Below are 24624 nucleotides of genomic sequence, written 5' to 3'. Positions count from 1 at the left end.
GACATTATATTGCTCCTTGGAAGATGAGGTTTAAAAAAGGAAACAAGACTTTAGCTAACCATGTTTATACAGAATAAGTATAGACTTTTCTTAAGATACTGTTCAGCTTTAGGCTTGTGAAAGAGGGCTCTTATCAGAACCACAGATTTAATATCTAGTCGCATTTACAGAGTCACCTCTTTCTACCTTCAAAAGTAAGCTAACTCCTTTGAAAGCATTCTTGCAAGTATTTTTCTTGCTCTCTCAAGATACATGTCGCATATGTTGGACAATAGAAAAAAGATTGATATAATGACCTAAAAAAGATGTTAATATGTGTCGTATTACTGCAAGATTATTACCATATTTCAAAGGATTTTGTTCTTCACCAGAAATAATAATGTTATTTGTCTATATGAAATGCCGATTTTCTTTAAGTTATCGAGATTTGGAAGAAATGATGAGTATAAGGGGAGCAAAAATTGATCATTCTACATTACAAAGATGGGTTATAAGATTTGTACCATTGATAGATCAGGTGGTTAGAAAAAGCAAGAAGCCAGTTGGTAGTAGTTGGAGAATGGATGAGACTTATATTAAATTAAACGGTAAATGGGTTTATTTATATAGAGCACTAGATAGTCTTGGTAATACTGTAAACTTTCTGCTACGTAAGCATAGAGACAAGCCTGCAGCACTTGCATTTTTTCGTAAAGCTTTCAGAGAGAATAATTTTCCTGAGAAAGTAGTAATTGATAAAAGCGGTAGTAATACGGCTGCTCTTAATGATCTGAATACAGAAGCTCCTGAAGATTATAAAATTAAGGTTATTCAGAAAAAATACCTAAATAATCTTGTAGAACAAGATCATAGGTTTATCAAAAAACGTACAAAGCCAATGCTTGGTTTTAAGAGTTTTCATTCTGCAGAAATGACTATTACCGGTATAGAAAATGTTCGTATGATTCAAAAAAGACAAATAATTGGAGCTAATGATAATCTTTCTACTTTTGAGAATTTTGCTATGTTAATGGCATCATAATGTCCAAAATATAAGTTGTAACAATTTTGGTATAGCATAATTTATAGATGCGACAGAACCATTGCTGTCAAGTGTAAGATTTTGTTAAAAAATCTTATCTTTTCTAGATAAGATTTATAAAATTTATGTTGAAACGACGCACTGCAAGTGCGGGGTTTTTCTCCCAAAGTGGGAAAATAAAACCGCTTGACTACAAATAGAATATTACTTATAATGGTTTGATTTCAACTAATTAAAAATTATTTATTCTATGTATTATCACTTACAAGCGAGAACTCTTACAATATTACCCTGTCAAACATCACAACAAGGTGTTAAAGATCTAGCACATTATTTTGCAAAACCTGAACCAGTGGAATCGATATGTAGTAGGGATGTAGATCAGTATATAGATTGGGATATTATAAAGCGTATTATTGAAAGATCACCTTCTAATATTAAGAGTTTGAATATAAGAAACATGAAGGTAAATGGGGGTGAAGCATTACTAGAAATAATGTCTCAACCGCATTTAGAATATATTAATTTGCCCTCGGTAAAAGAATCTGATTTTTGGTTTCTTGTGCGGTGTGATAAAAATTTATATATCAAAATATTAGATCTTCTAAAAAATAATACCACTATAATTGGTTTGAACATATCTTGGCATGATAAGTCCATGTCACATGAGACTATGGATTCTTATTATCAATATCCTAAAGTACAAAAAGCTGCAAAAGCAATGGTAGAAAATAATAAGACTCTCAAAAAGTTTGTTATCAGTACTTCTTGTTTGGAGTACAAATACTCTGAAATTATATATGATATTTTCAAAAATAGTGTTTCTTTAGAGCAGGTATATTGTAGTCCTGATACATTGAGTAATGCATTAGCTACTCAATTTAACACAAATAGAGAAAACTTAATTTCAAAATGGAATGATGCAGCGATTCCAAATATGTCATAGAAGGAAGGTAAGTAAAAGGATATGGAATAAGTTTTTCGTAGAGGAATAGTTAAAAAAGTAGTCAAAGTTGGATAAATTATCTAAGATAATATCAATATAATATTGGTATCAAGTTATGCATTCAAAGAAACATTTAAGTTTTAGTGCAATCAGAAGTATGATTGCAGATAAATTTGCTGGTATAGAAGATAGAAGGGGTGTAAATAGTAGTAATAGTATAGCAGATATTATGTTATCTGGTTTGGCGTGTATGTATTTTCAATCAGTATCTTTGCTAGAATTTCAAAGGCGTATGGAAAGGAAGGAACAACGTAATAATCTGCGTAGCATGTTTACAGTACAATCGCTTCCTAGCGATCAGGGGATGAGGAACGTAATAGACCAAGTAGATAGTGACGTAACGTTTAGACCTATTTTCAAAGAATTATTTAGTAAATTACAACGAGGGAAGCATCTAGAACAATATCAAATATTTCCTGGTAAATACTTATTAAATGTTGATGGTACACAATATTACAGCTCTGATAAAGTGAGTTGTAAACGTTGCCTAATTAGAGGGCATAAAAATAACCAATATCATTGTCATCAAGTATTACAAGGGGCTATTGTAAAATTTGGGTTACGACAAGTAATACCAGTAATGCCTGAGGAAATTCGTGTACAAGATGGTGATGAGAAAGAGGATTGTGAGACGAATGCTTTCAAGAGATTTTTGACAAGATTTAGAAAGGATCATGATAAATTAGGGATAATAATCAATGCTGATGCCTTATATGCAACAACTCCAGTGATAGAAACAATTCGTGATCATAAAGCTAATTATATTTTTAAAGTAAAACCCAATAATCATAAGACATTAATGGATAATGTTCAATCTGTAGATAAATCAAAGATAGAGACATTGAGCCTTAGAAGGAACAAATTGATAATTGAATGGGTTAATGATGTTGAATTATTTACTAGCACTAAGGTAAGAACAAATTATATAGCGGCATGGGAGCTAGTGCCGCAGAAAGATGGTAGTAACAAAAGTCAGTATTATGGTAAATGGATTACTGATCTAGAAATCACCTCAGATAATGCTAAAACAATAATAGACGGAGCAAGAGCACGTTGGAAAATAGAGAACGAATGCTTTAATAGCTTAAAGAATCATGGTTATAATATAGAACATAATTACGGTCATGGTTCTGAGAATCTATGTTATAATTTCTACAATTTTACTTTGTTAGCATTTACTATTCATCAAATACACCAATTAGTTGATAAATTATTTCAAGAAATGAGGGAGCAATTTGGTAGATTAGGATCGTTATGGGAACGAATAAGAAGTTTAGTAGACCTTTTTTTCTTTGAATCAATGGAAATGTTATGGGAGATATTAGCTGGCAAACGAGATTACAGAGTCCCGCCAATATAGATTCGACCTATCAAAAGCTTTTTCTAGAGCAATAGACTTATTTATTGCTAACCGTTGGTTTTTACCAAATTGATTACAATAACGTGAATTATGATAAGTTTATAAAAACTTGTATAAAAATATTTATAGAATTCAAGAAAATACATACAAATCTTTAACAGAAAAATAGATTATTCGTCTTAAAGTTGAGTGGATCGCAATGCTAAAATTTCCCTATGTATCCATAATGTCATATTTGGAATTGCTGGATCCCATAACTAATAAAGTAAAACAACGGGTTGTTCGACATATTGGTAGTGCATCAGACCAAGAAGAAATAACTAAAATAACCTGAGTTTGACGTAAGCACCAAACAAAATGCTAAGCATTATGTAATAACATAAACAAACTGTTGGTGGTGAGCTATGGTAAAAATAAAACCTTCTTTCAAACTAGTGTGTTAGGAGAAAGAATATTTGAAAAGTAAGAAGGGAGGGATTATAAAGTTCTCGAATAATAACAACAAAATTGGAGAATATATTATGATCCCTCTTACGGAGATTTTCTGCTTAATTGATGATTTTTGCAAGCATTTTGATACGGAGCAAAATAAATATATATTACCAAATCCTAACCGTAAGCGTAAAGTAGTTTGCAGTATAGGGCTCTCAGAGATTATTACTATTATAGTAATGTTTCACTTGAGTCACTACCGTACCTTTAAAGATTTTTATTTATGCTACCTATGTCAAAGTTATAGAAAGGAATTTCCAAAACTTGTGAGCTATAGTCGTTTTGTTCAGTTAATGCCAATGAGCTTCATGCCCATGGTGTTACTGCTAAAAAGCCTATCAGGAAAACAAACTGGTCAATATTATATCGACTCTACTAAACTTCCTGCTTGCCATAATTTAAGAATTAATAGACATAAAGTATTCAAAGACATAGCAAAAAGAGGTAAGACTTCCACTGGGTGGTTCTTTGGTTGTAAGCTACATATTGTCATTAACAGTTGCGGAGAGATTATGAGTTTTTCTTTAACTCCAGGAAATGTTGATGATAGAGCAGTGGTAGAAAATTTAGTAGATAAATTACAAGGCTGGCTTTTTGGTGATCGTGGGTATATCAATAAAAAACTCACTCAATCCCTTGCTAATCAAGCTTTAGAACTAATAACAAAAATTAAAAGTAATATGAAAGAAAGAATAATAGATCCTATTAAAAAGCGGTTTTTAAATAAAAGGTATATTATTGAAACCATTAACGATCAACTAAAAAACCTTTGTCATATAGACCATACAAGCCATAGATCTGTTATGAATTTTCAAACTAACGTATTAGCTGGACTGCTTGCCTATGTTTTTAAGCCTAATAAAATTTCTGTAGCTTTTGGAAAATTAAACAATCTCAACCTTCCTCTTACATCAAACTGAGGTTAGTTTATATAATATTCTATTGTAGTAAAATAAATTACTAAATACAAAAGTAAGATTGCATATTATAGTTCTATAATATATATTATGGAAAATAGGGTTAATAGATGGTATGGACGAGTTTAATTAATAGGTCCATACCATGATAAATAATAGCATAAAAAATACTATAATAACCTGAGTTTGACGTAAGCACCAAACAAAATGCTAAGCATTATGTAATAACATAAACAAACTGTTGGTGGTGAGCTATGGTAAAAATAAAACCTTCTTTCAAACTAGTGTGTTAGGAGAAAGAATATTTGAAAAGTAAGAAGGGAGGGATTATAAAGTTCTCGAATAATAACAACAAAATTGGAGAATATATTATGATCCCTATTACGGAGATTTTCTGCTTAATTGATGATTTTTGCAAGCATTTTGATACGGAGCAAAATAAATATATATTACCAAATCCTAACCGTAAGCGTAAAGTAGTTTGCAGTATAGGACTCTCAGAGATTATTACTATTATAGTAATGTTTCACTTGAGTCACTACCGTACCTTTAAAGATTTTTATTTATGCTGCCTATGTCAAAGTTATAGAAAGGAATTTCCAAAACTTGTGAGCTATAGTCGTTTTGTTCAGTTAATGCCAATGAGCTTCATGCCCATGGTATTATACCAATTGCAATAATTAACGCAGTGGTGTAAAATGGGTTTTTAACTGATAAAGGTACTCAAATGGCTAGGTTAATATTACCACAAGGTTTTCATGGTCATGATTTTATAAAAATGATGAAACATGAGCCGCATGGTCGAAATCGTATACGTTTATTGGCGATGTATCACCTTCAATTAGGCAAATCTTTAAAAGCCATATCTGAAATAGTGAAGTCACACTGGAAAACTGTGCAATCATGGCTCAGAAGATTTAGGAATCATGGTTTTGAAGGATTATTTGAATCACAAAGAAGCGGCGCCCCTAGGAAGATTAACACTATACAAGAGTCTGCTCTTTTTGATAAAATCAATACGCTCAGTGAAAGTAAAACTGGTGGGTATATAACTGGAAAGGAGCTACATATCATGTTACTTGAGGAATATGGTGCTAAATGCGCTTTAAAAACAGTCTACAATACTATGCACCGCCTTGGTTTTAGCTGGATTACTTCTCGTTCAATGCATCCAAAGTCAAATCAAGAGACTCAAAATACATATAAAAAAACTTCCCAGACATGTTAACAAAATTATTACCAAAAAATATCGATAGATGTAAAGTTGATATATGGTCTCAGGATGAAACTCGAGTTGGGCAACAAGGTAGCTTAACTCGTATATGGGCTAAGCGTGGCACTAGACCCCGTAAAGTTCGGCAACAGCAATTCATTTCAACATATATTTATGGAGCTGCTTGCCATGATACAGGAGAAGCTTTTGCATTAATTTTACCATATGCAAACACACAGGCAATGAATAAATTCTTAGAAGAGCTTTCTCGCAGTATTCAAGGCAACCGACATATAGCTTTACTAACGGATAATGCAGGTTGGCACACAGCCAAAAAACTAACTGTGCCAAGCAATATCACTTTGATACCGCTTCCGCCCTATGCACCGGAACTTAATGCAATGGAACAAGTTTGGGAATGGATCAAAAATCATTTCTTGTCTAACCAATGTTATGGTGTATATGAAGATATCGTCACTATGGCTTGTTACGCTTGGAATCAATTTGCTCATAATGTAGATTTAGTAAAATCAATTATGTATAGAGACTGGATAAACACACCGTGTTAATTATTGCAATTGGTATTACTGCTAAAAAGCCTATCAGGAAAACAAACTGGTCAATATTATATCGACTCTACTAAACTTCCTGCTTGCCATAATTTAAGAATTAATAGACATAAAGTATTCAAAGACATAGCAAAAAGAGGTAAGACTTCCACTGGGTGGTTCTTTGGTTGTAAGCTACATATTGTCATTAACAGTTGCGGAGAGATTATGAGTTTTTCTTTAACTCCAGGAAATGTTGATGATAGAGCAGTGGTAGAAAATTTAGTAGATAAATTACAAGGCTGGCTTTTTGGTGATCGTGGGTATATCAGTAAAAAACTCACTCAATCCCTTGCTAATCAAGCTTTAGAACTAATAACAAAAATTAAAAGTAATATGAAAGAAAGAATAATAGATCCTATTAAAAAGCGGTTTTTAAATAAAAGGTATATTATTGAAACCATTAACGATCAACTAAAAAACCTTTGTCATATAGACCATACAAGCCATAGATCTGTTATGAATTTTCAAACTAACGTATTAGCTGGACTGCTTGCCTATGTTTTTAAGCCTAATAAAATTTCTGTAGCTTTTGGAAAATTAAACAATCTCAACCTTCCTCTTACATCAAACTGAGGTTAAATTAGTTACTATATATCTTGGATTCTCACCAAGGCTAATTACTTCTGCTTTACCAACTATCTTACGATGACGACTCCAGCTATCAGCTTTATATTTAAATTCACTAAAAAAGCGTTGCTTCTCTTTGCTAATTGTGAAGGCTTCGTTAGATTGTTGCATCAATGGCTCAAGCAGCTTGTTGAGTCTAGTATTTTGGGCTATTCCGACTATATATTTTACATTATTTTCATCACACCAATCCAGCATCTGATGACGACAAAATCCACCATCACCACGAAAAATAATCTCTACTTCAGGCCACGATTGATGAAAACGCTTGACTAATAGAGATAATATTGCCCAGCTATGCTTTGCTTGTTCTAGCTTTGAGCTGCGAAGATTGCTTACTAACAGCTTTTTTCCACAAAAAACATATAAAGGTAGAAAGCAATTATGACGATAATATCCATGATAAAACTTCCCCTCTTGATTGCCATAAATTTCATCATCAGTGGCATCAAAATCAAGTGTTAATTGTTTCGGCACGGTTTTATGAGATTCGACAAACTTGTCAATCATCACCTTATGAGCTTTAAGAGCAAATCCACGATCTGCTTTATTTTCTAAACGGCATAAAGTAGAGCTACTAGCCATATCGTCCAGTGTGTCTATACTTGTTTGCAAAGCTGGACATTTTCTTAAATTATCGTGATCATTTAAATCTTCATAACCAAGAGCAATACCATAAATACGCTGTTTGAGCATTGTTAAAATAGTATGAGTAATTTTATCAGAATCTCGCTTATCAGGAAAAATCTTAGCCAGTTCATTAGTTAGACCAAGTCTTTTATCTGCTTCTCTTAGCAATAATACACCTCCATCGCTACTAATATTACCTCCTGTGAAATTTATTTCTATTTGACGATTTTTTACTTTCGATTGGTAAATTAATCCTGTACAATTTGTCATGGCAAAACCCTCTATGTAATCTTCTTTTAACACTGATATTATATAGTATTACAAGGGTTTTGTCTCTATTCTTTCATGCAATATTCAGGCTAGCCTCCAATTTTCCTAAATTGACTATAGTTGAAGAATTCTAGAGCTTGTAAAAATATCATAAATTACAGAAAAGTTACTAATTATTGTCTATATTTTAAGAAAAAGTATTTAATATTACTTGATTATTACTTACAAATCTGTCTTAATTTAAATAATAGGTTCCTTGTATAGCTTTATTGAAAGAGAAATTTGGAAAGAAAAATTAAGCAAAGAACTTCCACTAATAAAATATTTAGTACGATTTTTTGCTTAATTTTGACAACAAAATTACCTTACAATTAGTAAAGTTATGCAAAAATCTGTTACTAAATATAATTACAATGAATATATGAGAGGATATTATGCCACTATTACCATTTTTTAAAAAAACTACAGACATCGGTGTATCTGCAAAGTCAATTGAAACAAATTTGGAATTTTTCAAAGACTATGACAGTATTGAGAAAATTAATGAAACGTTCAGTAAACATCAGTTTGAAGCACTTAACAAGGAAGGTACTAACTTAATTGCCAAGATAAGCCAGTTCGATAAAAATTTAGCTGGAGAGATAGAAAAGTTAAGTAAACTTGCAAATGCAGAGTCCCCAAAAAAACTTATAGATATGCAAAATTTGCAGCTAAAGTCAGGTGATTGGTCGTTTCAGTTAAACAAATCTCTAGCTATTATTGCTACTCGGGCAGGTGAGAAAAAATTACTAGCTGAATGCTTATCAAATATGCGGAAAAACAACAGCCTTAGCACAGATGAGTTTACGATAGAAATAGAACAACTAAAAATAAAACAAGTATCTAACGAGGAAACAAAAAATAAATTACTACACACAGCTTTGTTAGAAAATGCCATAAAAGAAGTAGAACTTCACATTAATAAGAAAAAATATAACGATGCTTTTGAGGAAATAAAGTATTTGCAAACTCATTCCCTCAGTCCTAAAATAGTTGAGACATGCATTAAAATTTGTATAGCAGAAGGTAATTCTTTGAAGGAACCAGCAGCAAAAGCAGCTGCATACAAAAAAGTCTTTACAGAGTATGAGTTAATACTACTCGAAAAATTTGCCCCTGGAAAACATAGTGGGCTGTTTAATATATTGACAGAATTATCAAAAAAGTTTGAAGAAATTGATGAGTACGACAATGCAAAAACAGCTAGTAAAATTGCCGCAAGGTACAATACACCTACTGAAAAAGCAGACGCACCTTTAGCTGCAGCTGTGCCTGTAAACAAGGAAGTGCAAAAATTACAACAAGATGCTAAAAAACTTCTGCAGCAAAGTATAGTACTTCAAGAAAAAGCTGTTACTATTGGCGTTAAGGCTCAAACAATTACGGCACAAGACCAAACTGAAGCTAAACGTCTAGAACAAATCGATCTACTTAATAAAAAATACGCAGCTGACCAAGCCCAAACAAACTCCCAGATCAAAGCTACAGCAGAAGCTACATTAAAGGATCTGCAAGAGCAAATAAAGATTCTACAAGATCAAGCTTCATCTCTTATAACAACTAATCAAGATACCGCTGCTCAAGTAGTCAGCCCCAATGCACCTCTTATTAGTGACAAGTCTAATGGGCATCTACCTACTTATAATGAGTCAATAGAATCCCATAATTACCTTAAACTAGCTACTAAAACTAACTCTACTCCAACAAATACTACAGCTGTAACTACAAATACTACAGCTATGTCTACAGATACTAATCTCAATGCTATTGCCGAAAAGCTAGTACGAGAGGTAACAGATTTGCTTAATTCAAACGGAACAGACTCTATAACCCAAGCTAGAGCCCGTTGTGATAAAGCTATTAAGACTAATCCTAATATATATCAAAATATTGAAGATAGCACCATTTTGAAGTTTTTGGCTCCTAGATATTGCCATTTAAATCAGCCAGAAAAAGCTGAAGAAATTTATGATAAAGTTACCCTCACTTCTAATGATTTAGAAGCTTTGGCGTGTTTAGTTTCTAGCCATTTATCTTCAAATAACTTGGAAAAAGCTGAAGAAATTTGCAATAAAATTATTGGTATAGACATTAATGCATATATGAGCATTAAGGATCGTAAAGTTTTGGATTGCTTAGCTAAGGTCTATCGTGATGAAGGAATCTATACCAAGAGTATTGAAACTTGTGAACAATCATATAAGTTAAAAAGTGTACCTTCTCTAGAGAATTATCAGTTATTAAAAGAAATAGCACAAAGCTTAGACGATACCGATACTGATCTTGCTTTAAAAACTTTAGCACAGACTGAATTTCAAGCACTCAAGAACAAACAGAAAGCTGAGGTTTACATAGCTAGAGCTAAAATTTATTCTTCTTTAGGAAAGGATACTGAAGCTACAGAAGAGTGTAAAAAAGCTGTTACGATGGAGCCTAAGATATATAAAGATGTTGATATGGAATCTCTGGAGATATTAAATAAATATTCAGGAAATTCTATGGTGTCGTATCACTACTTATCTAAACAAAGCGATAATAATTCTGTTGATCTAAATTTTGATCAAAAATTCTTAGCTCTTGGCTATGTAATGGATAAAGAGTATATTTATGCAGGAGCTGCACTGTGTTTTATAAAAGCTTATTTTCTTTCTCATGATAAGAATAAATATTTATTGTCAACTATTGAACAACAACTAAAATCTTATAACCTTTCCCAGAATCCACAATACACAAAATATTTAGCAGCCCTAAAATTGCCAAACGAAACACAGATGGATACGGAGATCATGAAGATAGCTGGAGAGCTTGAACATGCTATAGATTATTAAAAAAACAGCTATATCACTCTCTAAAGCTACCTAAAGCCGGGCGGCATCAACTAATGGTTTAAATTTTAAAATCATTAGTTGGTGCTACTGACTTATAGTCTATAACTAACCCGAATAGCATTATAGTCAATTGATGAGAAAGCGTAAGCCGGTGAAGCAATCCTGTTTTGTGTCATCCCTGCTTTAGTGCGGGATATATATTCCTGACTCCTTGTCATATATGGACGAGTGAATTTGTCAACAAAGAAAATAAAAAAATAGAGCCACAAAGGAAGCGGTCATATATTCGGCATCGAGTGCCATAATGGTTTCTGCATTCTTATAAATATCCTTGAGTGACCTCTCATTCCCACGGCTTCTAGAGCCTCGACATAATTACGGATTTTATTCAGAATACTTATTCATTAACTCTTTAACTTTCGTTCTCTTTATTGTTACTATTCTTTACTCGCAATATTTATCAATTACCAATTTTTATTTAGTTGACATAGTTTCTTCTTTTTTCTCAACTAAACTAATTTGCAACATATTCGCTACCATTGGTGACTACTGCATAAGCAATCCTTGCTAACTTATTTGCTAAACCAACACATATAATATTATATGATTTATTTTCAGCAAATTTCTTCACTGCCCACTGCACGCACTAGTTTATCTTTCGATTCCTTACCACTTTTTGCTCTTATTGCTATTGTCCTTGCGGCTTGAATCAACATAGTTCTGGCATATCTATCTCCCTGTTTGGTAATCCCTCCTAAAACTATCTTATCTCCTGAGCTATGTTGCTTTGGTACCAAACCAAGCGAAGCAGCAAAATCCCTCGGGGTTGGATAACTTTCCATTGGGGCTACACTCAAACAACTAGCATTGATTGCTCCAATGCCAAAAATTGTCTGCAACCTAGTAGCTTTCTCACTTTGCTTATTATTGCTGATAATCAGCTTTTCTAAAGTTTTCTCTTTGTCACATAAATCCTCAATTTCTTTACATTCTAAAAGTAAAATTGACCGTATCCCAGAATTTATATAACCTTTACTATACACGTTAATTCGGGATAAGGATTAGTAAAAATGCTTTAGCTATAACTAATACAAGATTTTGGATATGTATAAATTGCATTTCTGTGAATTCATACATTAATTGCTCTTCGTAGTGTATATATGTCTGCTATTTTTACTAATCCTTATCCCGAATTAACGTTATACGCTAACTCTACCTCCAGCCTACATGATTTGCAAAATTTATTTTTACTTAATTTTGTATTATAGCCATATTCACATAAACTTGATATTGTAGAATTAGTTTTTTGCACACGATCTCTGATCGTATTACTTCTAATTTTATGCAAAAATTTTATATCTTGTTCCTCTTTGCTTTTTGGCAGCACAGTTTTTAATTCTGGATCACGAGCCGCTTTGCATATTGCTAACGCATCGTTATAATCATTTTTCTGTTTCGATGTAGCATAAACTTTTACATCTTTTGTTTTCATTAGTTTGACTTGCAAACCAAGCTTAGCAATTTCCTGTGACCAATAATTAGCTCCTCCACATGCTTCCATAGCTAACCTCAGTTTGATGTAAGAGGAAGGTTGAGATTGTTTAATTTTCCAAAAGCTACAGAAATTTTATTAGGCTTAAAAACATAGGCAAGCAGTCCAGCTAATACGTTAGTTTGAAAATTCATAACAGATCTGTGCCTTGTATGGTCTATATGACAAAGGTTTTTTAGTTGATCGTTAATGGTTTCAATAATATACCTTTTATTTAAAAACCGCTTTTTAATAGGATCTATTATTCTTTCTTTCATATTACTTTTAATTTTTGTTATTAGTTCTAAAGCTTGATTAGCAAGGGATTGAGTGAGTTTTTTACTGATATACCCACGATCACCAAAAAGCCAGCCTTGTAATTTATCTACTAAATTTTCTACCACTGCTCTATCATCAACATTTCCTGGAGTTAAAGAAAAACTCATAATCTCTCCGCAACTGTTAATGACAATATGTAGCTTACAACCAAAGAACCACCCAGTGGAAGTCTTACCTCTTTTTGCTATGTCTTTGAATACTTTATGTCTATTAATTCTTAAATTATGGCAAGCAGGAAGTTTAGTAGAGTCGATATAATATTGACCAGTTTGTTTTCCTGATAGGCTTTTTAGCAGTAATACCATGGGCATGAAGCTCATTGGCATTAACTGAACAAAACGACTATAGCTCACAAGTTTTGGAAATTCCTTTCTATAACTTTGACATAGGCAGCATAAATAAAAATCTTTAAAGGTACGGTAGTGACTCAAGTGAAACATTACTATAATAGTAATAATCTCTGAGAGTCCTATACTGCAAACTACTTTACGCTTACGGTTAGGATTTGGTAATATATATTTATTTTGCTCCGTATCAAAATGCTTGCAAAAATCATCAATTAAGCAGAAAATCTCCGTAAGAGGGATCATAATATATTCTCCAATTTTGTTGTTATTATTCGAGAACTTTATAATCCCTCCCTTCTTACTTTTCAAATATTCTTTCTAACAAACTGGTTTGAAAGAAGGTTTTATTTTTACCATAGCTCACCACCAACAGTTTGTTTATGTTATTACATAATGCTTAGCATTTTGTTTGGTGCTTACGTCAAACTCAGGTTAAATACCACCTTCATGCAATATCCAGGCTAAGTTCTCGCTTTCCCAACAAATAAAAAAATAACCAATATCACAAAAATAATGAAAATAGCTATTAGTGGAGCATAAAAATCTGCTATACTTGTATAGTTAGCTAGGAGGTTGCCACCTACGTAAGCAGGGATATAATAGATTCTCGCCTACGCGAGAATGACAATAGTGGACGGGAATGACGCCTATGTGTCATTGCGAGGAGGTCGCCAGACCGACGAAGCAATCCATTTTTATTCACTTTTTCTTGGATTGTCGCGTCGCCGCTTTTAGCGGCTCCTCGCAATGACAGCAGTTTATTATGAAGAAATGCTAACTGAGTTAGCTATAAAAAATCAAGCGGCAATGAAAAGTTATAGATTACTATAAAATTTCTAGTATACTCAGCTGGTTTTATAACCTTTAAATAAAATATTAATGTATGAAAATAATTTCTATATATTTATTGATTATTTTGATTGCTACGCAAGTATTAGCTGATAATCAAATTACTAGAAAAAATTTGAAATTTGATACCTCTAATGATTATACGGAAAGATTAGATGGTTTAGAAAAAGAAAATCAACATTTACTTGGCAGAATTGAAATAATTGAGCATACTATTGATAAATTAGAGAAAATTTTAAACTCGACAAAACAAGAGGTAACAAATTCCCAAGATAGTAGCGATACATCAAAAAATTCAGTAGATGATTCTGTGGCTAATGATGTCTTTGATATACCATCTACTAAAAAAGTAGAGAAAGAAGTTGTTGCTACTGATGTTGTAAAACCTATTTCGGGAGTGGCACCAGATAAACAACTTTATGATTTAGCACTTGCCGCTTTAAAAGATAATAAATTAACAGAGGCTGAAGAAAAATTTGCAAATTTTTTAAAAAACTACTCTAAGAGTCCTTTGTTAAGTAATGCTTATTTTTGGTATGGTGAATCTTTTTTTAGACGTAAGATGTTTGATAAAGCCGCAATAAATTATTTAAAAGGTTATAAACAATCGCCAAAAGGGATCAAAGCTTCCGACTCATTGCTAAAATTAGCATTATCTCTTGGAGAGCTTAAAAAAGGACAAGAGGCATGTTCTATTCTTGATAAACTTGAAGCAGAGTTTCCAAATAGACCAGCGACCTCAATAAAAAGAGCTAAGGAGGCAAGAATTAAATTTGCTTGTAAGCATTAGGATATATGAATAATAGTTGGTGAATAATAATTGGTAAATAATCATGACTGACATTTTGCAAGAAGTTTTAAGTGATAAAAATGAAGAAAAAAAACTTTATTACTTTAAAAAAATTCTTCCTATTACTATAATCCTTACACTTATAGTAATATTATTTATGTTAATAAATAATTGGCGTGATAGAAAGGCAATAGAGAATAACCAAAAGACAGGTGATATTTTAGCTAAATCTATAGCCCTTATTAATGATAACAAAGACCTTACTATAAAGTCTTTGGATAATTTAATGACAACAAGTAATAATAAAGTAAGTGGTTTAGCTGCTATCGAGCAAGCTAGTATCAAAATACACCAAGGAGATTTTATTGAAGCAAGAACTTTATTAAAAAAAGTTATCGATAACAACAATTATGATGAATTAACAAATGCCTATGCCCATCTAGTTTGGTTGAGTTTAATGATAGATGAACCAAATTCATCTGATGTAAACACTAATGAAATCGAGAAATATTTAAATTATTTTGATGATCAAAATAAACCATTTTTTGGGACAGCAAATATTATCAAAGCAATTTGGTATATTAATAACAACTCAAAAGATTTAGCCGAAGATACTTTAAAAAAGTTGATATCACTAGAAAGTACAACTCAAACAGTTAAAGAGCAAGCTAAAGCTTTACTTGCAAATTTACAATAATAAAGGTCTAGATTATGACAAAACAACTTGTGACAAAACAACGATTAATTATTTTTTTACTACCTTTAATGCTAACTTCTTGTGATCTAATAAGTAAAAAAATAAAAAATATTGTAGAATTAACTCCTAGATTATCTGTAGAAACTAATGAAGCAATTCAAGTGGATTCTGCAAAAACCGATATATTTAGCCCTGAGATGCTTCAGAATAATGAATATACTGTTACAAAACACAAAATAATAGCCGAGCCAATTTTTAAGAAAGCTGTTGTCTATACCATCGATAACAAAGGTAATGTTTCTGCCTTTTCTATGAAAGACAAAGCTATTATTTGGTCATATAATATAAGTACCAACAAAAATGATCATTATGTTGGTGGCGGAATATTATACCATAATGATAAACTATACGTTACCTATGGTTCAAGATTCTTGGTAGTTTTAGATAGTAAATCAGGTCATGAAATAATCAGAAAAGAACTACCTGATATTATCAGAATAAAACCGGTATTAATTAATAATCATACTATTATAGTTCAAACAGTAACTAATCAAATATTAGCTATTAATACTGAGAAATTAAATTTTGTTTGGCAACATGAAGGGATAATTGAAATTTTATCATCAAGTTATCATGTGGCTCCAATAGTACAAAATGGTTATGTGATAGTAAACTATAATTCAGGGCAAATTCTTGCTTTAGAATCTAATAGTGGTAAAATTTTGTGGACTAACGATTTATCTAGCCAGCAAGAAATAGGTTTACCAAATTTTGAGGCAGCTTTTATATTATGCAAACCTGTTGTCAATAACTCCCACCTATATATAGCTAATAGTGCCGGCAAGATAATAAAGCTAGATATTATGACCGGTAATATCCTATGGCAAATTAAAGCTTATGATGTACAATCAATGTCTTTAGCTGGCAATAGTTTATTTGTAACAAATAATGCTGGACAAGTAGCTGCTATAAGCACTGAATTTGGTAAAGTTAAGTTTGTAGCAGATTTAAACGATGGAAAAGATATCAAAAAAGTTAAAGCTTCATCATTTTTAGCTCCGATAATTGGTAAAACAACTGGGGAAAAAGAAGGGGAAGAAAAAGATTGGAGTTTAAATATTATCTCTGCTAAAGGTGAATTATATAGTTTCCAATCAGATATTAATGGTAATTTAAGCACCACTCCGGTAATTAGTAAAATTACTAAAAATATTGAATATTATGGCAAAACCTGCTGTGGTACTATGTATTTTACTACTGATAAAAAAATTATACTAGTAGATTAGTCAAGAGGCTATGTTATGGTATAATTTATTGTAATTTGTCTTGACAAAATACTGGTTATAATGCTATTTAATATAGCTCACTGCTTGGATAGTGAAAATTTGGTAGTGGAAACAGCAATTTTTTGCTATTTTCAAGTATAATTGTAATTAATAAAGATATATAACGTGAAAACTTATTCTGCAAAACCATCGCAAATTCAAAAAAAGTGGTGGGTTATAGATGCTAAAGACCTTGTATTAGGTAGGCTTGCTAGTGAGGTGGCTAAAATCTTACGCGGTAAGCATAAACCTTCCTTCACTCCTCATTTAGATTGTGGGGACTATGTAGTAATAATTAATGCCAAACATATTTGCTTGACAGGTAAAAAATCAGCTCTTAAAGATGGTAAAATTTATTATCGTCATACTGGTTTCCCGGGTGGAATAAAAGATACAACTGCTGGAAAAATCCTGGCTGGCAAGCACCCTGAACGAGTCGTTAAACTCTCTATAAAAAGAATGATCACAAGAAATGTTCTGGGATCAAAGCAAATGAGTAATCTATATGTTTACGCAGAGAATGAACACCCGCATAAAGCTCAACAACCAGAATTTTATGATTTTGCAAGCAAAAATACCAAGAATAAAAAATAGTGAATTATGACAACATTGAAGTTTCAAAGTGAAAACACTAAGAACAGTCCAGTTCAGAGTAAGTTAGTTAAGCAAAAACCATCTGCAAAAAACAGTGATAACAAGGTTTACGGTACAGGCAGAAGGAAAAATGCGATTGCTAGAGTTTGGTTAAAAAGTGGTAGTGGTAAAGTAATTGTTAACAAAAAAAATGTTGAGCAATATTTTACTCGTGAATCTCATACCAAATCTCTCTTACAACCATTCGTTGTAACCAAAACTTCTGGACAATATGATATAATATGTACTGTCAAAGGTGGCGGGAAATCAGGACAAATGGGGGCTGTATTACATGGCGTTGCTAGAGCTCTTGATAAAATCGCCCCAGAATTTCACAGTATTCTACGCAAATCTGGCTTCTTAACAAGAGATTCAAGAGTTGTAGAACGGAAAAAATATGGTAAGCATAAAGCTAGAAAAAGTACTCAGTTCTCTAAACGTTAAAGATACTAGGCATGCATTTTAAAAATCGTATGTGGTCAACGTCATTGTGCATATGCGTCAGTTTAAGAAGGTAATAATTGGAAAGCCGTCATGCGAGAAGGCGTTAGCCGACAAAGCAATCCATAAAAGAGTGGATTGCTTTGTCGGCTAACGCCTTCTAATAGACAGCACGATGGATGCTTATTTGGCACTAAATTAGGTTAATTGACTATATCGCAGGCAACCTCCTAGTGTTTTCAAAAAACAGTTTTTAAAGCGAAATGGTAGATGCTTACTTTTTTTGTATTAGACCTCTTGCATAACCTAAAGATAATTGAGGAATTTTTAGGGAAAACTAAGTCGAGTATCGCAGTGTACTAAGATGTATGTGAGGAACGGAGACGAGTTTTAACAACAAAATTACCAATTAGATTAGGTTATGCAAGAGGTCTATTGAAGCTCTTTCAATCATGGCGGGGTAGCTCAGTTGGTTAGAGCGGCGGAATCATAATCCGCATGTCGGGGGTTCAAATCCCTCCCTCGCTACCAGAATGTACTAGGCTCTGTGAACAAAATTTTAATTGTTTAGATTTCGACTCTTTTTAGCTGCAAATTATAAGATTTTTTTGAAATAGAACTAACTATTCCGGCAAAAATCTTATTAATTTTCGCTTAAAAATACTCAAAATCTAAACAATTAAAATTTTGTTCACAGAGCCTAGTATTACATTGTTTCTTTGGATATAAGCCCTGCAATCCCATATCTTGCATTATTCTAAGTATTTTTTTACTATTAACTTTTATACCAGAAGCTTTGAGTTCCGCTGTAATTTTTCTATATCCATAACGACAATCAGAAGCCAAATATATTTCATTGAGCAAATTAGCAGTTTCTGCATAATCATTAATTATAGATTTATAATAAAGCCCCGATCTGCATATCGATAGCAATAGAGCTTGTTTGCGTACAGATACATTACTGCCTAACTCTATCATCTTCAATCTATCTTTTTTATCTATCTCAATAATTTTTTTTTGAGATAATTATTTTCTATTGTTATTTCTCCTATAATTTTGTGTAGATCTTCAATCTCCTGTAATACAAGCTTTTGCTTTTTAATATACTCACTTTCTGGTATAAACACTTGGTATAGATTACTTAAAGCCTTGTCACGCCATTCATATAAATTAGTAACTGGAATCCATAGCAATTATCTTTTATCTAAATTTTCAAAAAAATATTTATCTAAATAATAAAACAACGTTTTTGTTGAATAAGTTTATGGCAAACTTCAAGTAGCTTACGCATACAAGCAACTATCGCAACTTTCTTAGGTTTAAAATTATTAACAAGCCTATTGTATAAAGTTTTTAAATATTGAAAACCATTTTTGCCAGTTAATACCGCCATGTATAAAGCATCCCGTGGTATTTTTCTGCCTCCCCTAATAAATCTTCGTCCTTGCTTATTACCACTATCACGGGCGTACGGAGCTATCCCCACAATTGCTGACAATTCATTACTACTATAATTTTTATCCCCTAATTCAGGTACAAAACTAATTAGTTTTGTAGCCAAACATTTACCAATACCAGGTACAGTCTCTAATATTTTTACCTTCTCTTTTAACTCTTCTGACTCATCTATTGTTTTGTTTAACTTCTTATCAAGCTCAGCTATTTCATTTTGTAAGAATTTAATGTGTTTTTCTATACTATCTTTATCAATACCATCAATACTATGATGTAGTCTTTTCTTTTCATTGCTAAGCATTAATACTAAATCTTCTCGTCTTTGCTTATATCTCTTCAAATTCTCTGATTCAACTTGATATATATAATTCGCTGAAAGCTGCATCTTATCACCATAATATGCTAATTTAAATGCATCCTTCCTATCAGTTTTACACAAATTTACCGATTTACTAAAAGAATTAAAACTATATGTATTGACCTTATGTATTTGTTGCTTATTATTATACAGCTTTTGACAAATCTCAGCTTCGTATCCTCCAGTGGGTTCACATATTATTAGCTTAATCTCTTGCTCTTTTGCTAATTTAATCACCTCTTCATGACCAGCTGCATCATTGGCAAAACGATGATATTTAGTTTATCGCTTGTATTATATACACATATATCAAGCCATTGTTTACTTACATCTAGACCTATTATTTTACTCATGATATAATCTCCTTCGTCTTATTGTGCAAGGCTGCTACTTCCAACACCTTCTGCAATTTGTTCAAAGCAAACTTTGTAAGAGGGTACTTATTCTATGCTCGATTATCTCAATCAAGTACCCCTCAAATCACCCTCTTACCATTACTTATATCATAATTTAAAGATATAAGTACCCTACAATTTTGAGAAGATGAAGAAGAATGGTTGATTTAGAGTGGTGTGAAGTAGTATAAGGTAGGTATTTTTATAACAAAATGCATAATATAACCTCAGTTTGATGTAAGAGGAAGGTTGAGATTGTTTAATTTTCCAAAAGCTACAGAAATTTTATTAGGCTTAAAAACATAGGCAAGCAGTCCAGCTAATACGTTAGTTTGAAAATTCATAACAGATCTATGGCTTGTATGGTCTATATGACAAAGGTTTTTTAGTTGATCGTTAATGGTTTCAATAATATACCTTTTATTTAAAAACCGCTTTTTAATAGGATCTATTATTCTTTCTTTCATATTACTTTTAATTTTTGTTATTAGTTCTAAAGCTTGATTAGCAAGGGATTGAGTGAGTTTTTTACTGATATACCCACGATCACCAAAAAGCCAGCCTTGTAATTTATCTACTAAATTTTCTACCACTGCTCTATCATCAACATTTCCTGGAGTTAAAGAAAAACTCATAATCTCTCCGCAACTGTTAATGACAATATGTAGCTTACAACCAAAGAACCACCCAGTGGAAGTCTTACCTCTTTTTGCTATGTCTTTGAATACTTTATGTCTATTAATTCTTAAATTAGGGCAAGCAGGAAGTTTAGTAGAGTCGATATAAGTCCTGCGAATTATACGCCTTTTGCCTATGCAAGATATATGAATAATACGGAATTAATCGAGACAGCAGCTTAAACGACAGGAAGCCAATCATTAGAGAATTTGGCAGAACTAGGATTACCATTATGAATAAGAATGTGTAAGGTTCTATAACAAATTTGATAAGATGAATTATCAGATGGGAAAAGTTTTGCGGTAAATTTACCTTTGGATAGGCGTTTAGAGCATAGCCAAAAGCCTTGACCGTCAAAGGACAAAATTTTAATGGCAGTTCTGTTTTTATTATAGAATAAAAACAAGGAACCATTAAGAGGGTCAGAAGAAAGTTTTTGTCTACAAACAGCGATTAAGCCATCGATACCTTTGCGAAAATCGATGGCAATAGTGGTAACAAAAATAACTGACGCCGGGGTTAGTTGCAACATAAAAATGTCTGAATTATGGTTTTTGGTTCTAGTGTTTGGATAATAAGTTTGGTACCATTTGGTTTAATAATGTGACAAGTATAGTGATTTTGTTTGGGGGCAGCTACAGGATCGGTATCTATAGAATATAATAGTTGAAATGGGAGAAAATTAATATTTTGTTGTAGAGCTTGATTTGAAGTTGAGACAGGAGAAGTTTTGAGGGTAGGCTCATGGGCTTTTTTAATTGAACTGATTGTTGCTTTATTAATATTAAGATGTTTAGCTATCTCTTGGTAAGAATAATGATGGAGTAATTGGTAAACTAATTCCTTTAGATGGTTTGGTATAGGATCAAACTTATTAGTTTTAGTTTGACGCCAGGCTTTAAATTGCTGAGCTACTTGCTCAATAGTAATTGATGGTATTTGCATAGTATGGAATCCAAATGTATAAAAAATTCATACTAGCAAAAACATTGAGCCTTTCTAATTAAGTGTGTAAATTTTTCATAGGGCTTAAATTCTACCTTCAAATTTTATCAAAAAGTGAGCCATAGCTGCGTTCCAGTTCGGAATCGGCATAACCCATTTCTTGGTCATATAATCAATTGCCAAATATAAGGTCTTAAAAACGGCATTATCATTTGGAAAAACCCTTTTATTCTTAGTAACCTTACGTAATTGGCTATTGACAGATTCTATACTATTAGTTGTGTATATTACTTTCCTTATCGCCTCAGGGTATTCTAGAAAAACCATTAAATTTTCCCAATGAACATACCAAGATTTAGCAATTTGTGGATACTGTTTACTCCATTTAGCTTCAAAAGATTCTAAAGCAAGATGTGCTTCTTCCTCTGTGCTAGCAGTATATATAGGCTTTAAATCAGCCGCTAATTCTTTTCGGTCTTTATATGATACATATTTTAAACTATTTCTAATCTGATGTACAATACATAATTGATGTTCGGTTTTCGGAAAAACTGCTTCTATTGCCTCAGACATACCGGTTAAATTATCACTGCAAGCAATAAGCATGTCTTGCATACCTCTGTTCTTCATCTCAGTAAAATTACCAAGCCAAAATTTAGCTCCTTCATTTTCACTGTTCCACAATCCTAAAATATCCTTCCTTCCAGATAAATCAATACCTAATGCTACATATACAGACTTATTGATAATTCGTTTATCTTGACGTACTTTTACTACTAAACAGTCAAAAAATACTATAGCATATACTCGATCCAATGGTCGGCTTTGCCATATCTTGACATCCTCAATTACATCATCAGTAATTTGACTTATCAAACTTTCGCTAACGTCAGCTCCATACAATTCTTGCATTTGAATCTTAATATCAGATAAGCTCATTCCTTTAGCGTATAACGATATTATTTTATCATCAAATCCTTCAATACGTCTTTGACGCTTCGGAATTAATGCAGGTTCAAATGTACTACTTCTATCCCTTGGAACCCCAATCTCTACAACTCCATTATTTGTTACTAGATTCTTTACTTTACTACCATTACGAACATTATTGCTATCAGTATGACAATATTTATCATATCCTAAGTGATTATTCATCTCTGACTGCAATGCCTTCTCTACAAGCCTTTTGGTTAATTGTTTTAATAAACCATCCTCTTTAAATAAAGTTGATATATCTGTATCATTATTTATTAATAAATCTATTGCTTGATTCATTGCTTCATTTTGTTTGTGACGCATTATAATACCAATTGCAATAATTAACGCAGTGGTGTAAAATGGGTTTTTAACTGATAAAGGTACTCAAATGGCTAGGTTAATATTACCACAAGGTTTTCATGGTCATGATTTTATAAAAATGATGAAACATGAGCCGCATGGTCGAAATCGTATACGTTTATTGGCGATGTATCACCTTCAATTAGGCAAATCTTTAAAAGCCATATCTGAAATAGTGAAGTCACACTGGAAAACTGTGCAATCATGGCTCAGAAGATTTAGGAATCATGGTTTTGAAGGATTATTTGAATCACAAAGAAGCGGCGCCCCTAGGAAGATTAACACTATACAAGAGTCTGCTCTTTTTGATAAAATCAATACGCTCAGTGAAAGTAAAACTGGTGGGTATATAACTGGAAAGGAGCTACATATCATGTTACTTGAGGAATATGGTGCTAAATGCGCTTTAAAAACAGTCTACAATACTATGCACCGCCTTGGTTTTAGCTGGATTACTTCTCGTTCAATGCATCCAAAGTCAAATCAAGAGACTCAAAATACATATAAAAAAACTTCCCAGACATGTTAACAAAATTATTACCAAAAAATATCGATAGATGTAAAGTTGATATATGGTCTCAGGATGAAACTCGAGTTGGGCAACAAGGTAGCTTAACTCGTATATGGGCTAAGCGTGGCACTAGACCCCGTAAAGTTCGGCAACAGCAATTCATTTCAACATATATTTATGGAGCTGCTTGCCATGATACAGGAGAAGCTTTTGCATTAATTTTACCATATGCAAACACACAGGCAATGAATAAATTCTTAGAAGAGCTTTCTCGCAGTATTCAAGGCAACCGACATATAGCTTTACTAACGGATAATGCAGGTTGGCACACAGCCAAAAAACTAACTGTGCCAAGCAATATCACTTTGATACCGCTTCCGCCCTATGCACCGGAACTTAATGCAATGGAACAAGTTTGGGAATGGATCAAAAATCATTTCTTGTCTAACCAATGTTATGGTGTATATGAAGATATCGTCACTATGGCTTGTTACGCTTGGAATCAATTTGCTCATAATGTAGATTTAGTAAAATCAATTATGTATAGAGACTGGATAAACACACCGTGTTAATTATTGCAATTGGTATAAACAACGATTTTGCCACCTAGTTACTTCTTCTATCACCCCATCTGTTATGGTGGATATCAAGTCACCAGATACATCAGTTTGATATATTTCTTCTAAATGCCCTCGGATCTCGCTGACTGTCATACCGCGACCATAAAGGGATATCACTTTCTCATCAAATCCATTAAATCTCCTCAGCCCTTTTGGTATTAATTGAGGATTATACCATAGTACCCTACAATTTTTGTAAAGATGGTATTAGGATAGAAAAAAGTTTTTGTTTGGGAGGTATTAATAATGTGGATATTAGCTGCGTTATGGCTGTTGTAGATTGATAAAAAGCATTTTTGATATGATCAAAGCCATAGGTAAATAATGAAAACAATGTATACCTGCAGCAAAACTGCAT

Annotated in this window: 24 protein-coding genes, 1 tRNA gene and 5 pseudogenes; 17 read left to right on the top strand and 13 right to left on the bottom strand. The window is 32.5% G+C overall.

Going from position 1 to position 24624, the window contains the following annotated elements; translation table 11 throughout:
- The first annotated feature begins 313 nt into the window (after window positions 1–313).
- From NBW66_RS08540 to NBW66_RS08505, 8 genes and pseudogenes are all read left to right on the top strand, one after another.
- Window positions 314–1021: an IS6 family transposase gene (locus tag NBW66_RS08540; RefSeq protein WP_250310712.1), complete on the top strand. Its 708-nt coding sequence runs from the start codon at window positions 314–316 to the stop codon at window positions 1019–1021.
- 250 nt (window positions 1022–1271) lie between these two features.
- On the top strand, window positions 1272–1967 hold the full coding sequence (locus NBW66_RS08535) for a hypothetical protein (protein ID WP_250310711.1): 696 nt from the start codon (window positions 1272–1274) through the stop codon (window positions 1965–1967).
- A 115-nt stretch (window positions 1968–2082) separates the two neighbouring features.
- On the top strand, window positions 2083–3387 hold the full coding sequence (locus tag NBW66_RS08530) for a transposase (RefSeq protein ID WP_250310659.1): 1305 nt from the start codon (window positions 2083–2085) through the stop codon (window positions 3385–3387).
- A gap of 521 nt (window positions 3388–3908) precedes the next feature.
- Window positions 3909–4799, top strand: coding sequence for an IS982 family transposase (locus NBW66_RS08525; RefSeq protein WP_250310710.1), 891 nt, complete (start codon window positions 3909–3911; stop codon window positions 4797–4799).
- A 368-nt stretch (window positions 4800–5167) separates the two neighbouring features.
- Window positions 5168–5461 (top strand): annotated as a pseudogene (locus tag NBW66_RS08520) (IS982 family transposase); the annotation flags it as partial.
- A 62-nt stretch (window positions 5462–5523) separates the two neighbouring features.
- Window positions 5524–6024, top strand: coding sequence for a helix-turn-helix domain-containing protein (locus NBW66_RS08515; protein WP_250310542.1), 501 nt, complete (start codon window positions 5524–5526; stop codon window positions 6022–6024).
- A complete protein-coding gene (locus NBW66_RS08510) occupies window positions 6018–6578 on the top strand; it encodes an IS630 family transposase (protein WP_250310543.1) in 561 nt (186 codons plus the stop codon). The genes NBW66_RS08515 and NBW66_RS08510 overlap by 7 nt, the downstream gene beginning before the upstream one ends.
- Before the next feature lie 3 nt (window positions 6579–6581).
- Window positions 6582–7193: pseudogene (locus NBW66_RS08505) on the top strand (IS982 family transposase); the annotation flags it as partial.
- Here the strand turns inward: NBW66_RS08505 and NBW66_RS08500 are convergent.
- Complete coding sequence (locus NBW66_RS08500) at window positions 7185–8180, bottom strand: IS1380 family transposase (protein ID WP_250310707.1); 996 nt, start codon at window positions 8178–8180, stop codon at window positions 7185–7187. The pseudogene NBW66_RS08505 and the gene NBW66_RS08500 overlap by 9 nt on opposite strands.
- A gap of 401 nt (window positions 8181–8581) precedes the next feature.
- Between NBW66_RS08500 and NBW66_RS08495 the strand changes: the two genes are divergently transcribed.
- Window positions 8582–11014, top strand: coding sequence for an outer membrane factor lipoprotein domain-containing protein (locus tag NBW66_RS08495; RefSeq protein ID WP_250310706.1), 2433 nt, complete (start codon window positions 8582–8584; stop codon window positions 11012–11014).
- A gap of 514 nt (window positions 11015–11528) precedes the next feature.
- Here NBW66_RS08495 and NBW66_RS14565 read toward each other — a convergent pair.
- The 4 genes from NBW66_RS14565 to NBW66_RS08480 form a co-directional block, all read right to left on the bottom strand.
- On the bottom strand, window positions 11529–11657 hold the full coding sequence (locus NBW66_RS14565; RefSeq protein ID WP_284346674.1) for a hypothetical protein: 129 nt from the start codon (window positions 11655–11657) through the stop codon (window positions 11529–11531).
- Window positions 11629–12057: a transposase gene (locus NBW66_RS08490; protein ID WP_284346676.1), complete on the bottom strand. Its 429-nt coding sequence runs from the start codon at window positions 12055–12057 to the stop codon at window positions 11629–11631. Before NBW66_RS08490 ends, NBW66_RS14565 begins: the two co-directional genes overlap by 29 nt.
- Before the next feature lie 140 nt (window positions 12058–12197).
- Window positions 12198–12575: an IS110 family transposase gene (locus NBW66_RS08485; RefSeq protein WP_250310705.1), complete on the bottom strand. Its 378-nt coding sequence runs from the start codon at window positions 12573–12575 to the stop codon at window positions 12198–12200.
- 8 nt (window positions 12576–12583) lie between these two features.
- Window positions 12584–13474, bottom strand: a complete 891-nt coding sequence (locus tag NBW66_RS08480) for an IS982 family transposase (RefSeq protein WP_250310601.1) — start codon at window positions 13472–13474, stop codon at window positions 12584–12586.
- Window positions 13475–14114: 640 nt separating this feature from the next.
- Between NBW66_RS08480 and ybgF the strand changes: the two genes are divergently transcribed.
- The 6 genes from ybgF to NBW66_RS08450 all read left to right on the top strand — a co-directional run bounded on the left by ybgF (window position 14115) and on the right by NBW66_RS08450 (window position 18497).
- The gene (gene ybgF, locus NBW66_RS08475) at window positions 14115–14870 is read left to right on the top strand and encodes a tol-pal system protein YbgF (protein ID WP_250310704.1); all 756 of its coding nucleotides are present in this window, start codon (window positions 14115–14117) and stop codon (window positions 14868–14870) included.
- Window positions 14871–14925: 55 nt separating this feature from the next.
- Complete coding sequence (locus NBW66_RS08470; protein ID WP_250310703.1) at window positions 14926–15567, top strand: DUF2659 family protein; 642 nt, start codon at window positions 14926–14928, stop codon at window positions 15565–15567.
- 14 nt (window positions 15568–15581) lie between these two features.
- Window positions 15582–16853, top strand: a complete 1272-nt coding sequence (locus tag NBW66_RS08465; RefSeq protein ID WP_410525789.1) for an outer membrane protein assembly factor BamB family protein — start codon at window positions 15582–15584, stop codon at window positions 16851–16853.
- Between the two features lie 165 nt (window positions 16854–17018).
- Window positions 17019–17486 carry a 50S ribosomal protein L13 gene (gene rplM / locus NBW66_RS08460; RefSeq protein ID WP_250310702.1) on the top strand — a complete coding sequence of 156 codons (468 nt, stop codon included), beginning with the start codon at window positions 17019–17021 and terminating at the stop codon, window positions 17484–17486.
- Between the two features lie 6 nt (window positions 17487–17492).
- A complete protein-coding gene (gene rpsI, locus NBW66_RS08455) occupies window positions 17493–17969 on the top strand; it encodes a 30S ribosomal protein S9 (protein ID WP_250310701.1) in 477 nt (158 codons plus the stop codon).
- A gap of 451 nt (window positions 17970–18420) precedes the next feature.
- A tRNA-Met gene (locus tag NBW66_RS08450) sits at window positions 18421–18497 on the top strand.
- 156 nt (window positions 18498–18653) lie between these two features.
- Here NBW66_RS08450 and NBW66_RS08445 read toward each other — a convergent pair.
- The 6 genes and pseudogenes from NBW66_RS08445 to NBW66_RS08420 all read right to left on the bottom strand — a co-directional run.
- Window positions 18654–19150, bottom strand: a pseudogene (locus tag NBW66_RS08445) (IS3 family transposase); the annotation flags it as partial.
- Between the two features lie 44 nt (window positions 19151–19194).
- Complete coding sequence (locus tag NBW66_RS08440) at window positions 19195–20016, bottom strand: transposase (RefSeq protein WP_250310700.1); 822 nt, start codon at window positions 20014–20016, stop codon at window positions 19195–19197.
- Window positions 20017–20401: 385 nt separating this feature from the next.
- Window positions 20402–20959: pseudogene (locus NBW66_RS08435) on the bottom strand (IS982 family transposase); the annotation flags it as partial.
- Between the two features lie 71 nt (window positions 20960–21030).
- A complete protein-coding gene (tnpB, locus tag NBW66_RS08430) occupies window positions 21031–21384 on the bottom strand; it encodes an IS66 family insertion sequence element accessory protein TnpB (protein ID WP_250310638.1) in 354 nt (117 codons plus the stop codon).
- On the bottom strand, window positions 21372–21797 hold the full coding sequence (locus NBW66_RS08425; protein WP_250310639.1) for a hypothetical protein: 426 nt from the start codon (window positions 21795–21797) through the stop codon (window positions 21372–21374). The genes tnpB and NBW66_RS08425 overlap by 13 nt, the downstream gene beginning before the upstream one ends.
- Before the next feature lie 84 nt (window positions 21798–21881).
- On the bottom strand, window positions 21882–23096 hold the full coding sequence (locus tag NBW66_RS08420) for an IS256 family transposase (RefSeq protein WP_250310665.1): 1215 nt from the start codon (window positions 23094–23096) through the stop codon (window positions 21882–21884).
- 67 nt (window positions 23097–23163) lie between these two features.
- Between NBW66_RS08420 and NBW66_RS08415 the strand changes: the two genes are divergently transcribed.
- Together NBW66_RS08415 and NBW66_RS08410 are read left to right on the top strand one after the other, a co-directional pair.
- Window positions 23164–23664, top strand: a complete 501-nt coding sequence (locus NBW66_RS08415; protein WP_250310542.1) for a helix-turn-helix domain-containing protein — start codon at window positions 23164–23166, stop codon at window positions 23662–23664.
- Entirely contained in the window at window positions 23658–24218 is a 561-nt protein-coding gene (locus tag NBW66_RS08410) for an IS630 family transposase (protein ID WP_250310543.1), read from the top strand. Before NBW66_RS08415 ends, NBW66_RS08410 begins: the two co-directional genes overlap by 7 nt.
- Window positions 24219–24233: 15 nt before the next feature.
- Here the strand turns inward: NBW66_RS08410 and NBW66_RS08405 are convergent.
- Together NBW66_RS08405 and NBW66_RS08400 are read right to left on the bottom strand one after the other, a co-directional pair.
- Window positions 24234–24440 (bottom strand): annotated as a pseudogene (locus tag NBW66_RS08405) (transposase); the annotation flags it as partial.
- Between the two features lie 10 nt (window positions 24441–24450).
- The gene (locus NBW66_RS08400) at window positions 24451–24600 is read right to left on the bottom strand and encodes a hypothetical protein (protein ID WP_250310699.1); all 150 of its coding nucleotides are present in this window, start codon (window positions 24598–24600) and stop codon (window positions 24451–24453) included.
- Window positions 24601–24624 lie beyond the last annotated feature (24 nt).

It is taken from the genome of Rickettsia endosymbiont of Oedothorax gibbosus (assembly GCF_936269705.1).
GTDB lineage: Bacteria > Pseudomonadota > Alphaproteobacteria > Rickettsiales > Rickettsiaceae > Tisiphia.
Note: the sequence above shows the minus strand (reverse complement) of the source record. Positions and strands in the feature narration are given on the sequence as shown.

What these genes read in the sequence shown, in the direction of transcription:
- NBW66_RS08425 (WP_250310639.1), bottom strand. Translation starts at nt 21,797, where the DNA reads ATGCAAATACCATCAATTACTATTGAGCAAGTAGCTCAGCAATTTAAA.
- tnpB (WP_250310638.1), bottom strand. Translation starts at nt 21,384, where the DNA reads ATGTTGCAACTAACCCCGGCGTCAGTTATTTTTGTTACCACTATTGCC.
- NBW66_RS08510 (WP_250310543.1), top strand. Translation starts at nt 6,018, where the DNA reads ATGTTAACAAAATTATTACCAAAAAATATCGATAGATGTAAAGTTGAT.
- NBW66_RS08410 (WP_250310543.1), top strand. Translation starts at nt 23,658, where the DNA reads ATGTTAACAAAATTATTACCAAAAAATATCGATAGATGTAAAGTTGAT.
- NBW66_RS08415 (WP_250310542.1), top strand. Translation starts at nt 23,164, where the DNA reads ATGGCTAGGTTAATATTACCACAAGGTTTTCATGGTCATGATTTTATA.
- NBW66_RS08535 (WP_250310711.1), top strand. Translation starts at nt 1,272, where the DNA reads ATGTATTATCACTTACAAGCGAGAACTCTTACAATATTACCCTGTCAA.
- NBW66_RS08485 (WP_250310705.1), bottom strand. Translation starts at nt 12,575, where the DNA reads ATGGAAGCATGTGGAGGAGCTAATTATTGGTCACAGGAAATTGCTAAG.
- rpsI (WP_250310701.1), top strand. Translation starts at nt 17,493, where the DNA reads ATGACAACATTGAAGTTTCAAAGTGAAAACACTAAGAACAGTCCAGTT.
- ybgF (WP_250310704.1), top strand. Translation starts at nt 14,115, where the DNA reads ATGAAAATAATTTCTATATATTTATTGATTATTTTGATTGCTACGCAA.
- NBW66_RS08495 (WP_250310706.1), top strand. Translation starts at nt 8,582, where the DNA reads ATGCCACTATTACCATTTTTTAAAAAAACTACAGACATCGGTGTATCT.
- NBW66_RS08515 (WP_250310542.1), top strand. Translation starts at nt 5,524, where the DNA reads ATGGCTAGGTTAATATTACCACAAGGTTTTCATGGTCATGATTTTATA.
- NBW66_RS08530 (WP_250310659.1), top strand. Translation starts at nt 2,083, where the DNA reads ATGCATTCAAAGAAACATTTAAGTTTTAGTGCAATCAGAAGTATGATT.
- NBW66_RS08525 (WP_250310710.1), top strand. Translation starts at nt 3,909, where the DNA reads ATGATCCCTCTTACGGAGATTTTCTGCTTAATTGATGATTTTTGCAAG.
- NBW66_RS08465 (WP_410525789.1), top strand. Translation starts at nt 15,582, where the DNA reads ATGACAAAACAACTTGTGACAAAACAACGATTAATTATTTTTTTACTA.
- NBW66_RS08540 (WP_250310712.1), top strand. Translation starts at nt 314, where the DNA reads ATGTGTCGTATTACTGCAAGATTATTACCATATTTCAAAGGATTTTGT.
- NBW66_RS08420 (WP_250310665.1), bottom strand. Translation starts at nt 23,096, where the DNA reads ATGCGTCACAAACAAAATGAAGCAATGAATCAAGCAATAGATTTATTA.
- NBW66_RS08480 (WP_250310601.1), bottom strand. Translation starts at nt 13,474, where the DNA reads ATGATCCCTCTTACGGAGATTTTCTGCTTAATTGATGATTTTTGCAAG.